General features: G+C 30.6%; 16 protein-coding genes and 1 pseudogene. 12 read left to right on the forward strand and 5 right to left on the reverse strand.

What is annotated here, in order from left to right; genetic code table 11:
• The first annotated feature begins 52 nt into the window (after positions 1 to 52).
• From efeO to LQ615_RS00425, 8 genes and pseudogenes are all read left to right on the forward strand, one after another.
• On the forward strand, positions 53 to 904 hold the full coding sequence (efeO, locus tag LQ615_RS00390; RefSeq protein ID WP_016998440.1) for an iron uptake system protein EfeO: 852 nt from the start codon (positions 53 to 55) through the stop codon (positions 902 to 904).
• A gap of 6 nt (positions 905 to 910) precedes the next feature.
• Positions 911 to 2,149: an iron uptake transporter deferrochelatase/peroxidase subunit gene (gene efeB, locus LQ615_RS00395; RefSeq protein ID WP_239703942.1), complete on the forward strand. Its 1,239-nt coding sequence runs from the start codon at positions 911 to 913 to the stop codon at positions 2,147 to 2,149.
• Complete coding sequence (locus LQ615_RS00400; RefSeq protein ID WP_239703943.1) at positions 2,124 to 3,095, forward strand: hypothetical protein; 972 nt, start codon at positions 2,124 to 2,126, stop codon at positions 3,093 to 3,095. The genes efeB and LQ615_RS00400 overlap by 26 nt, the downstream gene beginning before the upstream one ends.
• A 12-nt stretch (positions 3,096 to 3,107) precedes the next feature.
• Positions 3,108 to 3,818 (forward strand): annotated as a pseudogene (locus LQ615_RS00405) (FTR1 family iron permease); the annotation flags it as partial.
• A gap of 172 nt (positions 3,819 to 3,990) precedes the next feature.
• The gene (locus LQ615_RS00410; protein WP_239703945.1) at positions 3,991 to 4,851 is read left to right on the forward strand and encodes an ABC transporter ATP-binding protein; all 861 of its coding nucleotides are present in this window, start codon (positions 3,991 to 3,993) and stop codon (positions 4,849 to 4,851) included.
• A gap of 6 nt (positions 4,852 to 4,857) precedes the next feature.
• The gene (locus LQ615_RS00415; RefSeq protein WP_016998436.1) at positions 4,858 to 5,589 is read left to right on the forward strand and encodes an ABC transporter permease; all 732 of its coding nucleotides are present in this window, start codon (positions 4,858 to 4,860) and stop codon (positions 5,587 to 5,589) included.
• Positions 5,590 to 6,687 (forward strand): sensor histidine kinase, encoded by a 1,098-nt coding sequence (locus LQ615_RS00420; protein WP_239703946.1) that lies wholly within the window; start codon positions 5,590 to 5,592, stop codon positions 6,685 to 6,687. It begins immediately after the preceding gene.
• Between the two features lie 6 nt (positions 6,688 to 6,693).
• The gene (locus tag LQ615_RS00425) at positions 6,694 to 7,296 is read left to right on the forward strand and encodes a response regulator transcription factor (protein WP_239703947.1); all 603 of its coding nucleotides are present in this window, start codon (positions 6,694 to 6,696) and stop codon (positions 7,294 to 7,296) included.
• A gap of 192 nt (positions 7,297 to 7,488) precedes the next feature.
• On the opposite strand, the gene LQ615_RS00430 is transcribed toward LQ615_RS00425, so the two are convergent.
• A complete protein-coding gene (locus LQ615_RS00430; protein WP_064211160.1) occupies positions 7,489 to 8,133 on the reverse strand; it encodes a FusB/FusC family EF-G-binding protein in 645 nt (214 codons plus the stop codon).
• Positions 8,134 to 8,345: 212 nt separating this feature from the next.
• The gene (locus tag LQ615_RS00435; protein WP_218688244.1) at positions 8,346 to 8,888 is read right to left on the reverse strand and encodes a hypothetical protein; all 543 of its coding nucleotides are present in this window, start codon (positions 8,886 to 8,888) and stop codon (positions 8,346 to 8,348) included.
• A gap of 277 nt (positions 8,889 to 9,165) precedes the next feature.
• On the opposite strand from LQ615_RS00435, the gene glpT reads away from it, so the two are divergent.
• The 3 genes from glpT to LQ615_RS00450 all read left to right on the forward strand — a co-directional run bounded on the left by glpT (position 9,166) and on the right by LQ615_RS00450 (position 11,841).
• A complete protein-coding gene (glpT, locus tag LQ615_RS00440; RefSeq protein WP_239703948.1) occupies positions 9,166 to 10,524 on the forward strand; it encodes a glycerol-3-phosphate transporter in 1,359 nt (452 codons plus the stop codon).
• A gap of 201 nt (positions 10,525 to 10,725) precedes the next feature.
• Positions 10,726 to 11,655, forward strand: a complete 930-nt coding sequence (locus LQ615_RS00445) for a helix-turn-helix transcriptional regulator (protein WP_239703949.1) — start codon at positions 10,726 to 10,728, stop codon at positions 11,653 to 11,655.
• 15 nt (positions 11,656 to 11,670) lie between these two features.
• Positions 11,671 to 11,841 (forward strand): hypothetical protein, encoded by a 171-nt coding sequence (locus tag LQ615_RS00450; protein ID WP_016998430.1) that lies wholly within the window; start codon positions 11,671 to 11,673, stop codon positions 11,839 to 11,841.
• A gap of 450 nt (positions 11,842 to 12,291) precedes the next feature.
• Here the strand turns inward: LQ615_RS00450 and LQ615_RS00455 are convergent, their stop codons facing one another.
• The 3 genes from LQ615_RS00455 to LQ615_RS00465 form a co-directional block, all read right to left on the reverse strand.
• The gene (locus tag LQ615_RS00455; RefSeq protein WP_026023580.1) at positions 12,292 to 13,332 is read right to left on the reverse strand and encodes an NAD(P)/FAD-dependent oxidoreductase; all 1,041 of its coding nucleotides are present in this window, start codon (positions 13,330 to 13,332) and stop codon (positions 12,292 to 12,294) included.
• A gap of 183 nt (positions 13,333 to 13,515) precedes the next feature.
• On the reverse strand, positions 13,516 to 14,448 hold the full coding sequence (locus tag LQ615_RS00460; protein ID WP_239703950.1) for an aldo/keto reductase: 933 nt from the start codon (positions 14,446 to 14,448) through the stop codon (positions 13,516 to 13,518).
• 142 nt (positions 14,449 to 14,590) lie between these two features.
• Positions 14,591 to 15,421, reverse strand: a complete 831-nt coding sequence (locus LQ615_RS00465; protein ID WP_064205341.1) for an aldo/keto reductase — start codon at positions 15,419 to 15,421, stop codon at positions 14,591 to 14,593.
• A gap of 234 nt (positions 15,422 to 15,655) precedes the next feature.
• On the opposite strand from LQ615_RS00465, the gene LQ615_RS00470 reads away from it, so the two are divergent.
• A complete protein-coding gene (locus tag LQ615_RS00470; protein WP_016998426.1) occupies positions 15,656 to 15,874 on the forward strand; it encodes a hypothetical protein in 219 nt (72 codons plus the stop codon).
• The last annotated feature ends 126 nt before the right edge of the window (positions 15,875 to 16,000 follow it).

Raw genomic sequence — 16,000 nt, forward strand, 5'->3', positions numbered from 1 at the left:
AATAAATTAAAAGAGTGATAATGAATATCAATTAGGTGGGGAGAATCCAATCATGAAGAGAATAGCAACAACACTTTTAGCAAGTACTTTAATATTAACTGCTTGTGGTAATGATGATGAGAAAAAGGAAACTAATGGTGATAAAGAAACGAAAGAAACTACAAAAGTTGATTTTTCTAAAGAAACAAAAGCATATAAAGATTTCACAACGAAACAATTAGATACATTTTTAACTGAAACTGAAAAGTTTGTAGAGGCTGTTAAAGCTGACGATGTTGAAAAAGCTAAAGAGATTTATCCAAAAGCGCGTATGTATTATGAAAGATCAGAGCCAGTAGCGGAAAGTTTTGGCGAACTGGACCCTAAAATTGATGCGCGCTTAGCTGATATGAAGGAAGAGAAAAAGGAAAACGAATGGTCAGGTTATCATAAAATAGAAAAAACTTTATGGGAAGAAAACTCTACAAAAGATATGGGACCTGTTGCAGACCAATTACTTAAAGATGTAAAAGAGTTAAGAGCAAAAGTTGATACTGTAGACGTAACACCAAAATTAATGTTGCAAGGTTCTATCGATTTATTAAATGAAGTATCAAGTTCAAAAATAACTGGTGAAGAAGAAATTTATTCACATACAGATTTATATGACTTCAAAGCAAATATTGAAGGAGCAGAAAAAATCTTTGAAATCTTTAAAGATAAAGTAACTGAAAAAGATAAAAAAGTTGCTGAAACAACGCAAGAAAGATTTGATAACGTTAACAAATTATTAGCAAAATATGAAACGAAAGATGGCGGCTATGTCGACTATACTAAATTATCAAAAGAGGATACGAAAAAATTATCTGAAGCAGTTGATAAATTAGGTGAATCATTAAGTCAGATGGCAGTCATTACGGAGTGATAACTTATGACTAACAAGGACAACCATATAGCAAGAAGGGATTTTTTGAAGCTTGCTGGAGTTGGGGGTGCTGGCCTCATTTTAGGTTCTACCGGTGTCGGTGGAACCTTGTTAGCTTCTCAATATTTTGCAAAAGATAAAACAGATGTAAAAAATAAAGTGAAATTTTATGGTAAGTACCAATCAGGTATTACAACTGATTTGCAGAAACATATTTATTTTGTAGTGTTAACGATTAATAAAATGTCTGTTTCTGATGTTAAAGAAATGTTTAAAACTTGGACGAATTATAGCGTTCATTTAATGAATGGGGAACCAGTAAAAGAGTTAGGCCAAAATAAAATGTTACCAAGTCCAGATACCGGTGAAACAATCGGTATAGATGCTAATCATTTATCATTAACTTTTGGTATAAGTCCATCCTTTTTCGAAAAAGTTGGCCTTGAAAAGTATAAACCTGAATTGTTGAAAGACTTACCTCATTTTCCTAAAGACCAATTAGATAAACAATATACTGGCGGAGACATATGTATACAAGCTTGCTCTGATAATCCACAAGTGAATTTCCATGCTATTAGAAATTTGATAAGAGTAGCTAAAGGTGAAGTTTCTATGAAATGGAGTCAATCTGGATTTAATTCTATCAAAGTAAAAGATGGAAAAATGGAAACACCCAGAAATTTATTTTCATTTAAAGATGGCACTGGAAACCCGTCTATACATAATAAAACTGAATTAGATAAGTATGTGTTTATTCAAGACGGGTGGGCGAAAAACGGTTCATATTTAGTTGTAAGAAGAATACAAATGTTGTTAGAAACATGGGATAGAACGGCACTTGGTGAACAGGAAGCTACATTTGGAAGGTATCGACATTCCGGTGCTCCATTAGGTAAAGAGAAAGAATTTGACGAGTTTGATAGAAATATAAAAGATAAAAATGGAGAGAAATTAATAGAAGATGAATCACATGTCAGTTTAGCAAAACAGGCGAAATCTAATTTGCTTAGACGTTCTTATTCATACTCAGATGGTATTAATGAACAAACTGGCGCATTTGATGCAGGGCTATTATTTTTATCATTCCAAAGAGCACCGGAACAATTCATTAAAATTCAAAGCAAAATGGGCGCTCAAGATAAATTGAATGAATATATCACACATAGAGGTTCAGGTATTTTTCTATGTTTACCTGGTGTTCAAGAAGGAGGATATTTAGGTGAAGCGTTATTTAATCGCATTTAGTATTACCATATTAATGTGCCTAGTTATCCCTATAACTGTTAAAGCGGAAATAAGTTTAAGTAATATTTATATTAGTGTGACAGATGCCAAAACAGCACTCCAAGACAAGGATACAAAAGCTTTTGAAGCACACTTTAAGGATATTAAAGAAAATTGGTCAAAAGTTAACAAAAAAGATCATAAATTAGTTAAAACAATTAATAATGATATAGAAAATATCGAAAAAAGTAACTCAAATGATGAAAAAATAAAATCGCTTAATACTTTAACAACAGATTTGATAGATTATGAAAAAGTATTAAATCCAGTAGACAAACAAGCAAAAAGAGATAAATTGCAAAATCAAATGCAACCGTTGATTAAAGAGATGGGTACAGCTATTTCTAACAAAGACTTTGACAAAGCGGTGGTAATTAATAATAAATTGAATTCAACTTGGACAAACAACGAAAAAATTGTGAGAGAAGAAGATATTGGGCGTTACGGTAAAATAGAAACAGCATTGATGTTTATTAGAATAGAACTTACAAAAGATAAAATCGAGCAAGGTAGTGCCCAAATGCAAGTAGACCAACTAAAAAAAGAACTTGATGACTATCATGCAGGTAAGCAGTCAGATGCAAAAACTAGCAACCAAGATGTAACGGTTTTAAATGAGTATCTAGATGAAGCAATCAGAAATATCAAAAATAATAAACTAAGTAAAACAAAACAAGATTTACAAAGCTTTATTGTTGCTTGGCCAAACGTGGAAAATGAAATTGGCACAAGAAATGGTGAACTGTACACAAAAATAGAACAGAAAATACCACAATATGTAGGGCAAATAAATGAAAGCAATAAAGATGATATACAAGCAGAACTTGAGACATTGGATCAAGAAATTAAATCAACTATTGCTAAAGCAGGATATACATTTTGGGACGCAGCTTTAATCCTTTTATGAGAAGGTGTAGAAGCATTGCTAATTATTATGGCTTTGTTAACAGTTACTCGTAAAGCAGAACAAACAAAAGCATCTAAATGGATAATGAGTGGAAGCTTGCTAGGAATTATATTAAGTATAGCTTTAGCATTCATATTTAAGGCAATATTTGAAAATTTAGGATCTACGCGTGAATTAACTGAAGGTATAGTGGGTATATGCTCGGTTATTTTGATGGTTATTGTAGGTGCTTGGTTACATTCAAAATCAAGTTTAGAATCATGGGAAAAATTTATTAATAAAAACATGGATAAAGCGATGTCTACAGGTAGTCTACTAACATTCGGTTTAGTAGCATTTTTATCAGTATTTAGAGAAGGTGCGGAAACTATTATTTTCTATTTAGGTATAGTAGGTAAGATTTCAACATGGTCTCTCATACTTGGAATATTAGTAGCAGTATTTATTTTAATTTTAATAGCCGTATTCTTTAATCAAATTACAAAATGGATACCAATACATAGACTATTCTTTATTATGTCACTATTTATATTCCTATTAGCATTTAAAATATTAGGCGTAAGTGTACACACGCTACAAATTCTCAACATTTTGCCTCAACACACAATTAATCATTTACCATTTATAGATCTTATAGGATTATATCCAACATATGAGACGGTTATACCACAATTAATCTTAATGGTGATTGTTATGATTTATTATATGATGAGCAAGAAATAAATAAGAGTTTAACCCCCAATCTATCACTCGATAGGTTGGTTTTTTTATGTGAGAAGTGTGAGATGTACTAACTTTATGACAATTGTCATAGTGTATTCGTGACAATTTGTACTTATACATACAGCTAATATAATTTATACTTAAACCAATCTTATAAAAGGTGGTGGCCATAGTGATTAAAGTTCAAAATGTAACGAAAGTTTATAATGGTAAAAAAGTTGTGAATGATGTTTCTTTTCAAATTAATAAAGGTGAATGTACAGCTTTAATTGGGCCGAATGGTGCAGGAAAATCAACGTTAATAGATATGATTATTGGTGATAGAAAGCCAAACAATGGAACGATTGAAAGTGACCAATACCAACTCGATAAAAAATATATGGGAATATTATTTCAAACGTCAGCATTTCTAGATGTGATGAAAGTAAAAGAATTATTTAATTTATATAAATCGTTTTATAAACAAACAATTTCAATTGAAGACTTTAAAAGAATTACTAGATTTAATGATGAAAAATTAGAACAATTCGCTTCCAAATTATCTGGCGGTGAGCGTAGAATTCTTGATTTTGCATTATCCATCATTGGAAAGCCTAACTTTGTAATCTTAGATGAACCTACAAGTGCAATGGATACTGAAATGAGAAAGCATTTTTGGGTAGTAATTGACCAAATGAAAAAAGAAGGAAAAACAATATTTTATACATCTCATTATATTGAAGAAGTGGAAAGAATGGCTGACCGTGTCATAGTACTTAATAAAGGTGAACTTATAGTCGATAGCACGCCACGTGAAATTCGTCATAGTGACCATAAAACAAATATCCAAATTCCTTTAAAAAACAAAAAAATCATTGAAAATCTTAAAGATATTGAAATTGAAGAACTAAAAGACATTTTGAATATAAAAACTGAAGATGTGAATCCGATAATAAGAAAATTGATAGAGAATAATGTTGATTTTAACGAAATTGAAATTACGAAAGACTCATTAATGGATACTATATTCAAAAAAGATGAAGAAAGGAATTGATGTCCTATGTTATGGGCTTACTTTAAATCTGAACTCATTTTATTGTCTAGAAAGAAAGCATATTTAATACTTTCAATTATGTTACCACTTGTTTTTTATTTAATTTTCACAGCTATGTTAGATTTACCAAAGGAATATGAAGCGAAGTTTTACAAAGAATATATGTTTAGCATGGCGACTTTTAGTTTAAGCAGTTTCTGTATCATGACTTTCCCACTTGAAATGATTGAAGATAAGAAATTAGGTTGGGCTAAAAATCTGTTTAAAACACCTTTATCTCCAATACATTATTATGCTGGTAAAATTATGAAATTAATGTGCATGTTTTGTATGTCTATAATTGCTTTATTTGTAACTGGAGCGTTGTATAAAGGTGTTGAGATGTCTATAGGAGAATGGATAGGATCAGCTATTTTATTATGGATAGGATCAAGCATGTTCTTATCTATAGGAGTGCTCATATCACAAATTAAAGATATTCAAAAAGCTAGTGCAATAGCGAATATCCTGTATCTAGGTCTTGCTGTAATAGGAGGACTATGGTTTCCTACAGACCAATTTCCAAATTGGCTAAAAGAAATTTCTTATTTAACACCAACTTATAATTTAAGAGAGCTCTCACTTTCTTTTACAACGAGCGGTAGCTTTCACTATGAATCTCTATTTATTTTAATAGTTTATTGTATAATATTTATAAGTACAGCATTATTTATACGTAAAAAAACGGAAGTGATTTAATTGTCCATATTAGATAAAGTTAAAGCGAATCCAATAGGTACTGCAAACACCGTTTATTTGATTTTTCCAATACTGAGTTTAACTGTATTAGGCTATAAAGGTCCTTTATGGGGTGGTATTTTTGTTACCATCCTTTTTATTTTAAGTTATTTGATTATGATTTATGAAGATTTAACGGAAAAGGTTAAATTAAGAAGAGTATTATTATTGATTCACTTTTTAGGAATTATATATTTTGTGGCATTTTTCCATGCTTTTGATATTATGTTCTTCTTTTATGGGGCATTCATTATACCTTATGCTTTTCAGGTAAAGCTAAATTCTATTGAAGTGCTTATGTATTTCATTGCATTTTCATTGAGCCTAACGATAGTTGTACTTGATTATAAAGATTATTTGTTTATTCTTTCTCCTATGAGTATTGTTTTTATTTTGCTTTTGTTAGGTAACTTTAAAGCTATTGAAGCTGATAAGTTAAAAGAAGAAATTAATAGTAAAAACGAACATATTAATATATTAATTGCTGAACAAGAAAGAAATCGTATTGGTCAAGACTTACATGATACTTTAGGTCATGTATTTGCTAGTTTAAGTATTAAGTCTGAATTAGCGATGAAGTTAGCTGATAATGATATCGAACAAGCTAAAGAAGAAATGGCATCAGTTAATGAATTATCTAAGGAAGCTCTAGTAAAAGTAAGAGCGATAGTTGATGACTTGAAACTTCAATCTTTTGAAGAAGAAGTAGAAACAATGGACACATTATTAAAAAATGCAAATTTATCGTTTGAATTTAATCATGCAATTCGTGCTAGTATACTCAGCCCTACAAAGCAATCAGCATTATCTATGGTTTTAAGAGAAGCGATAAATAATGTGATAAAACACGCTCAAGCAACAAAAGTAACAGGGACAATTATAGAAAACGATCAAAATATTATTATGGTTATTGAAGATGATGGCAAAGGTATGAAAAAAATAAACGATAATGATTTTAATAGCATTAAACAAAGAATCAATGTATTTAATGGGGATTTTGAAGTGAATAATATAGATGATGGCTTTAAAATGACAATTAGCTTACCAAAAGGGGGATGATACATTATGATTTCAATTGTCATAGCTGAAGATCAAGAAATGTTGAGAAAAGCCATGGTACAGCTTATGGAATTAAACGATGAATTAGAAATCTTGGGTGATACTGCAAATGGAGAAAATGCACTCACATTAATAAAAGAAAAGAAACCAGATGTAGCAATATTAGATGTAGAAATGCCGAAAATGACAGGTCTAGAAGTATTAAAAGCAATTAAAGAGTCTAATATGGATACGAAAGTTATTATCGTGACTACATTTAAGCGCCCCGGATATTTTGAAAGTGCAGTTGCAAATGATATTGATGCATACGTACTTAAAGAGCGTTCAATAGATGAATTAGTTACAACTATAAAAAATGTAATGGATGGTAAAAAGGAATATAGCGAAACATTAATGACTTCTATGCTTAAATATAAAAACCCTTTAAATCCTAAAGAGCAACTAGTACTTAAAAAGATTGGAAAAGGATTATCGAGCAAAGAGATTTCTAAAGAACTATTTTTGTCAGATGGGACGATAAGAAATTACACATCGACAATCATAGAAAAATTAGAAGCGGAAAACCGTTTCGACGCTTGGCAAATTGCTATAGAAAAAGGTTGGATATAAAAAGAGTTTAGTATATAAATCCAAATAAAGATGAAGAATAATGCGCTAACGTGCTTGTTTACATTCACTAGCCCGTTAGAAAATGTAACGTGCTAGACTGAAATTTCTTGCCCGTAAGAGTCACTATAATACCCTCATATATAACAAAGGATCCAGAACATAAATTTGTCCTGGATCCTTTGTTTTCATTCATTATTTCATTTTAACTGTGCGTATGAAATCGTATAGACCTTCTAGTTGATCTAATTGTTGGTTACAGCGAATACTATCGTGACATATATAATTGCCGTTCTTTGTATATGTGCCATCGCCTTTAGATTTCGTAGTTGATAAGAACATGGAAACATTAGATTCTTTCTTACAAATACTACATACACCTGGTTTAATAGTTGTAGATAAATCACCAACTACACCAGTCAATTTATCATCTTCATACATGATGATATATTTTTTCTGTTTTCCAGAATCGTTCCATCCGATATATGATGTTTCTTTTAAATCAATGTTATCCCAATCTGGTTGTTTAAGTTTTTTAGTCTTTTTGAAGACTTTTTCTATTTGTTTAGATGACGGTTGTTGAAAAGGAATGACATAAACTTTTAAGCCAAGCAATACTTTTTCAATTTGTGAACGATTGATTTTTGGATTCATAATGATGTTTATGAAATTATCTACTTCAGAATATTTTTCTGTGAAAAGTTGTTCTATATGATCGTTTGTTATTGCTTGAAAAGTATCGATTGTTTTTGGGTCATTGACTGATTTATATACGTTAAATAGTTTTTCTGAATGTTCTTTAATACTTACATATTGATATGGTTGAATAAAATTATTCATAATTAATCCCTTCTTATTTTAATTTGAACTTTGGGTATGAATAATTGTAGAGAACATGACACATTTAATAGCATCTTGAGATCCCTCCTTATCAGAAACAAGTATAGTCTTTATTAGTTAGCATTTCAACATACAAAATTGGAGAAAGAAAAAACAGATAAAGTATTTTGCCATATACTTTATCTGTTTTAAATTTTTTGACGCTTATAATTTTAAGCTTTTTTATCGCGTGGTGGCCATATGAAGTAACTTATTGCGATGATTAAATCTATTATAATTACAATTGTCCATAAATTAATGACATCATCCATTGCTTCTGTACGTTTGGGGTCGTGAATGATAAAAATAATAAGATGTAATATACCAGTTCCTAAAATATAAGATATTAAGTGTTTAACCCAGCTTTTTCCGTATTGTTTAGCATAAGCAATGCCTTTCGGTTTATAAGGTTTTGGACCTTCTTTCATAATATAATACTGAAATCTTTCATCCGCCCATTGAATCATACTTTTACCGAATACAATTGAAACTGCAATGTACACTGCTGCAATAGCGTGAGGTAGTTCTGCGGTAGCACCGTGGTATAAATCTAAACTTGTTGAAACAAGCAATATTAAATCTAGCACGGGTGTTAATGCTAAGAAGAATAAACCGAGATTTTTACGTTTAAATATATATCTTGTAACCAAACCTAATAAGATAACTACCCAAAATGCGATTTCACAGAAGATAATAAGCCAGACAATAAAGTTCATGATTTGTCCTCCTTCGTATTCGTTAAAATATGTATTTCAGTACGAATAATTTTTTCAATATCGTTTTATTAGAAAGTATGTCCAAATCATCATCTAACGTATTTTGACCATATATAAAACATTTTAACATAGCTGTATTCAATAAAAGTATCAAAATAAAATAGTTTAAATGTCATTGACTTTAGCAATACCAATATCTATTATTGGGTTAAGAAACGAGATTTTACAATTTCTTAACAAACTTTACAAAAAATTAATATTCGAGGAGGTTTAAAGCATGTTCAATTTTCTAAAGCCAGCTAAACATATTGAACCTTTACCTAAAGAAGAGGTAGACGATACGTATAAAAAACTGAGACTCCAAGTATTTATTGGGATCTTCTTAGGGTATGCAGGTTATTATTTATTACGTAAGAACTTTTCACTCGCGATGCCTGCTTTAATTGATGAAGGATTTAGTAAATCAGAATTAGGTTTTGCCTTATCAGCTATTTCAATCGCTTACGGATTTAGTAAATTTGTTATGGCAACCATTAGTGACCGGAGTAATGCGAGAATATTTTTAACTTTAGGACTTGTATTAACTGCTATTGTTAACTTATTGATGGGTTTTATTCCTGTCTTAACATCAAGCATTACGATTATGTTTATTATGCTGTTCTTAAATGGATGGTTCCAAGGTATGGGATGGCCACCGTCAGGTAGAGTTCTTGTACATTGGTATAGTGTGAGTGAACGTGGAGGTAAGACTGCTATTTGGAATGTTGCGCATAATGTGGGCGGCGGATTGATGGCGCCACTTGCTTTATTAGGTATCTCTATTACAGGAACACTTTCATTTGGCTACTTAAAAGGGTTTGAAGGAGCCTTTATTTATCCAGCAATACTCGCATTAATTATTGCATTAGTTTCATATATTCTTGTTAGAGACACACCTCAATCGATGGGATTACCACCAATTGAAGATTATAGACAAGATTATCCAAATGAAAATAGAGAAACATTAGAAGTAGAACTGACAACTAAAGAAATATTGTTTAAATATGTACTAAATAATAAATGGGTTTGGATGATAGCAATTGCAAATATATTTGTTTATTTTGTAAGGTATGGTGTGCTTGATTGGGCTCCAACTTATTTAAGCGAAGAAAAAGATTTTAATTTAAATGCATCTGGTTGGGCTTACTTCTTATATGAATGGGCAGGTATACCAGGTACATTATTATGTGGATATATTTCAGATAAAGTATTTAAAGGTAGAAGGGGACCAGCTGGCTTCATATTCATGTTAGGTGTAACAATAGCCGTTGTTATTTATTGGCTAAATCCTCCTGGAAATCCATTGGTGGATAATATTGCTTTAATCGCAATAGGCTTTTTAATCTATGGACCAGTAATGTTAATTGGCTTACAAGCATTAGACTATGTACCTAAAAAAGCGGCAGGTACTGCAGCAGGACTAACAGGTTTGTTTGGCTATTTAGGTGGTGCAGTTATGGCTAATATTATCATGGGTCTTGTTGTAGATAACTTAGGATGGGATTCTGGTTTCTTATTGTTAACAATTGTAAGTGTGTTAGCAATGTTAAGCTTTATATTCACATGGAATAAACGTGGACAAGAAATTGTAAAATAAAATACTATAAAATATATAATACACTCTAAAAGATGAATGGTTTCATTTTTTAGAGTGTATTTTTCATTATCTAATAAAACAAAAAAATTCAAAAAATATAAAGAATTTAATTTCAATTTATTGTAAAACAAGTTAAAATATTAATGCTAAATTTAGCAATGCTTTTAAAAATAAAAAAATATTTTATTAGGAGTTTTTGGTATGAAAAATATATACGAAATCAAATACTTTAAATACTCTGCAACTAAATATAGAAATCATAATGGATTATCTTTCTTTGTGGTGTTAAAAGGGCAAGTTATGTTGACCATCAATTCTGAAAGTACAACTTATCGAGAAGGAGAAATATTTTTATTGAAGCATAATGAATGTTATAAGTTGGATGTTTCTGAAGGAAATATCGTCGTACAAATACATTTTTATGAATCACTACTTGATAACCTTATTCCTGAATTATTAACTAATCAATTCCAATTGAAAAACCAATCAGAAACGATTCAACTGAGAGAGCAGTTAATTCAACTTTGCAGTATATATTTAACAAAAGATGACGATAAAAATATTAAAATATTAAAAACATTACTATATATAGTAGAGAATATAAAAACGAGTTTCGAATTTTCTTATGATATGGACACAATTTCTACTGAAGATTTACACCCTGTCATCGAAGAAATCAAGAACTATATTTATATTAACTATAATGAGAAAATCACTATGAACACTTTTACATCTAAATATCATTTATCGGAGTCTTATTTTTCAAAAATGTTTAAAGAACAAATGGGTATGAATTTTAAAGATTATTTAACGGATATTAGGTTATTGAATAGTATTTACGATTTGATTCATACAAATGAAAAAGTCATTGATATATCAGAAAAACATGGATTTTATAACGTGTCAGCATACATTAGCTCATTTAAATTACATTATGGTATAACACCTAAAAAGTATCGAACAATGTTTCAGAGTGAAAACACGAAATTTGCAAGACAAAATTTTTATAACGAAATAGACTACGAAAAGAAACTAAGTATAGATGAAATTAAATCGTATCTAAAATATTTTAAAACAACATATATAAATACAGATATTCAACAAGATAAAGAAATGTTATTGTTAAAATAAAAAGGAGACAAGAAGATGATAGTAGCATATATTGCTATGATAATGTTAATTATCATAGCGGTGACTTCTATAATAAAAGACATAACAGATAATAATGAAAATAAGAAAAAGAACCTTTTACCAAGTATAGCTATGTTGCTTGGAGGTATTATCATGCTTGTTTATAGTTTAGTATATTTGAGTTGAACACATATATGAAGTTCTATGTAGCAAGACGAGGCCCACATGCAACATAGAAGGTGAGAATGTTGCAAGACGAGGTCCACGTGCAACATAGAAGGTGAGGATGTTGCAAGACGAGGTTCACATGCAACATATAAGGTGAGAATGTTGCAAGACGAGGTTCACGTGCAATATATAAGGTGAGAATGTTGCAAGACGAGGTTCACGTGCAACATAGAAGGTGAGAATGTTGCAAGATAAGTCCTACGTGCAACATAGAAGGTGAGAATGTTGCAAGACGAGGCCCACATGCAACATATAGGGTGAGAATGTTGCAAGACGAGGTTCACGTGCAACATAGAAGGTGAGAATATTGCAAGATGAAGTTCACATGCAACATTTGATCTCCCATTAACATACTCAGTCTAATTAAAACCACCGATTCAAATAATGAATCGGTGGTTTGCTATACATTTATGATTGTGAAATATATTTTTTAATAACTTCTTTATTTTTTTCTTTGAAAATATCGTTGTGGCTTGATACACGGCCGCCTGCCTGTGCTTCAGGATCTATATAACTTTTAGCTAAGTTTGCTGCATTAGCTGCGTCATTGAAACATGATGCGATAAGGTGTGCTTTTGCATCGTGTTTAAGAATATCTCCAGCACCAAAGATACCTTGTACTGACGTTTGTGTATTACCTAAGCCTTCAATAAAGAAATCATTTACTAAGTTAACTTTTGTTTGTGCATTGTGTAGCAATTCAGATTCACGATCGAAACCATGACTAATAATCACTTCTTCAACTGGAATCACTTCTTGTTCTTTCGTTTCAACATGTTCTAACACAACTTCTGAAATAACAGGTTTATCTGGCTGACTGTTTAACTGTTTGATGACCATACTAGGTTTCTTAATAACGTCTAATTTTTCTAGGAGATTTTTCATGTGTTCGTGACCTGATATTTCTTCTTTTCTATAACAGATTGTAACACTTTTAGCATATTCAGACAGGTCACAAGCCCAGTCTAGAGCTGAGTTCCCAGCACCTGAAATTAATATATGTTTATCTTTATATTTTTGGATAGATTGTACAACATAGTTTAAGTTTGATAGTTCAAAACGCTCTGCACCTTCTATATCAAGTGTAAGTGGTTTAATAATTCCGCCACCGACAGCAATAATTATAGATTTTGAATGATATTCATTGTCTTTATCTGTGGATATTATGAAATGTTGTTCTTCTACTTTTTGAATGTCTACTACTTTTTCCCCTAAACATACTTCAGGATTAAAATGTAATCCTTGTTCTACTAGATCTTGTATAACTTCATAACAAGGTTTTGGAGCAAGTGCACCAATATCCCATATAACTTTTTCTGGATACACATGCATTTTCCCACCCAATTTATCTTGGAAATCAACAATTCTTACGCTCATTCCTCTTAATCCCGAATAGAAGCTTGCGAACAAACCTGCTGGACCCCCGCCAATAATCGTAACGTCTGTTATATTCATAAATCGTGATTCCTCCTATTTTTCTACTTACGAGTATTATCCTACATCTGCAAATGATAATCAATATCATTGAATAGATTGTAATAATTTAATAAATAAAAAATTACCCACTAAAGTTATAATTTAGGTGGGTAATTTCGAATATATAATATTTTATTTTCAGTTAAATCCTAAAAATTATTGAACTGGGAATAATTTTTCAATTGTATCTAAGTTTTCTTTTGTTAATTTTACATCTAAAGTTTTTAAATTATCGATGACTTGGTCTTTACGTTTAGCACCTGGAATAATAACATCTAATGATGGTTTTGTTAAATAGAAAGCAAGTACAATGTGTGCAACTTCAACATTGTGTTCTTTAGCAATATCACGTAATTTATCGACTTTTTTAAGATTTTCTTTAAATCGTTCACCTTGGAATTCTGGATTATCTGCTCTTAAGTCATTAAATGTTGTATTTTCATCATATTTACCCGCTAATAGTCCAGAAACTAATGGGAAGTAAGGGATAAAAGTAATATTGTTTTCTGCTGTATAATTTAAAATTTCTTCGTTTTCTCTATTTAATAAGTTATATTCTAATTGTACGACATCAACATGTCCATCTTTATTTGCTTCTTTTAATTGTTCTAAACTAAAGTTTGAAACACCAATTGCTTTAATTTTACCTTGTTCTTTTAATTCTTGTAGTGTTGCTACTGCTTTATCTTTTGGTGTGTCTTCATCTGGAAAATGTATATAATATAAATCTATATAATCAGTTTGTAATCTTTTTAGACTATTTTCCACTTGTTCTTTTAAAAATTCAGGGTCATTGGAGAGTTTTGTTTCATCGCCGTCAAAATAATGAGCACCCTTAGTTGCGATTACAACATCTTCTCTATTGTATTCTTTGACAACTTCTCCAACGAGTTCTTCAGAACGACCTGGCCCATATATAAACGCAGTATCTAGAAGGGTAACACCATTTTCAATTGCTGCTCTCACAACATCTTTACCTTGTTCTTCATCAAGATTTGGATATAAATTGTGCCCACCAACAGCATTTGTACCTAAACCAATTGGATTAACTTTGATATCTGTTTTACCTAATTTTGAAAGCTCTGTCACAAAAATCACTCCTTATCTTTTATATATACCTTATCATTTAACTAAGACTTATTTAAAGGTTAATGCTTAAAGCTACTGCCAATACAAAAAGAGAGTCTGGAACAATTATTTATGACCCAGACTCCTTTAATTAATTTTGTTATTAAAACTCTTCGTATTCTGCTGGATCTTGGTCTTTTAGTCTACCATCAGATTTAGTTAAATTGTCTATAGTGTGTAAATCTTCTGATTCTAAATAGAAGTCGAAAATATCAAGATTTTGTATTTGTCTTGCGTTTGATGTTGACTTAGGAATTGGAACTACACCATTTTGCACATGCCATTTTAATATAATTTGTGGAATTGTTTTATTATATTTTTCTGCGATTTGTTCGATGTTTTTATCGTGAATAACTTCTGATGCACGACCTAACGGGCTCCATGCTTCAGTTATGATGCCTTTTTCTTCATGATATTTAATAGCATCTTTCTGATTAAAGTACGGATGCAGTTCAATTTGGTTAACAGCCGGTAGTACACCTGTTTCTTTTTCTAAAGTTTCAAGATGTTCTGGTAAGAAGTTACAAACACCAATTGATTTTACCAGTCCCATTTTTTGAGCTTCAATTAATGCCTTCCAAGCTTCTACGTATAAACCTTGTTTAGGATTTGGCCAATGAATTAAATATAAATCAATGTACTCAACGCCAAGACGGTATATAGATTCTTGAATTGTTCTAGCTGCTTGCTCATAACTATGATAGCGACCAGGTAATTTAGAGGTAACAATAATTTGATCGCGACTAACATGACTTTGCTGCATCGCTTTACCTACAGTACCTTCATTTTCATAGTTATATGCAGTATCTAATACTCTATAACCATTGTTAAGTGCATTTACAATTGCATGAACACCTGATGCGCCATTCAATTTATATGTACCAAAACCGACTTGAGGTATTACGTGTCCATCAATTAAATTATAATTTTCCATGAAAAAAACGCCTCCAATATTTTTATGTTTACTATATATCAAACTATATCATATTATAATAAATAGATTGAATTTTTAGATTTCAAAAATAAATAAAAGTCGGTAAAATTCTTTTAAAAAAACTTCTTGAAAACGTATTGAATTCACTATAACTTTGTAGTAACATGTATCTCATTGCGTAAGACAGTATAGCTATGAGCTAGAGGTCATATTATGAAGTAAAGAAGGGTTAGTATGGAACGCGTATGTGTCATTTCATTAAGCATTATAGATGCGATATTGATACTCATGTTGTTGCTGTTTAATACATTTATTATTTCAAATATTTATGTGTTAACAGTTTATACTTTAATCATGGTACTGGTTTCTGGTTATATAGTGTATTTAGCTATAAGTATGAAATGCGATCAATCTATTAATCAATTTGATCAATTTGACCAAACATACAAATAACAAAAAGAATATAAAGCAAATAATGATTAAAAGTTATAGCAATTGAGCCACTGTGCTCAATTGCTTTTTATATGTCATAATTTATTAAAAATTTGTAAAATTCTTTCTTAAATCTAGTAACATACA

This window comes from Mammaliicoccus sp. C-M13 (assembly GCF_022386845.1).
Taxonomy (GTDB): Bacteria; Bacillota; Bacilli; order Staphylococcales; family Staphylococcaceae; genus Mammaliicoccus; species Mammaliicoccus lentus.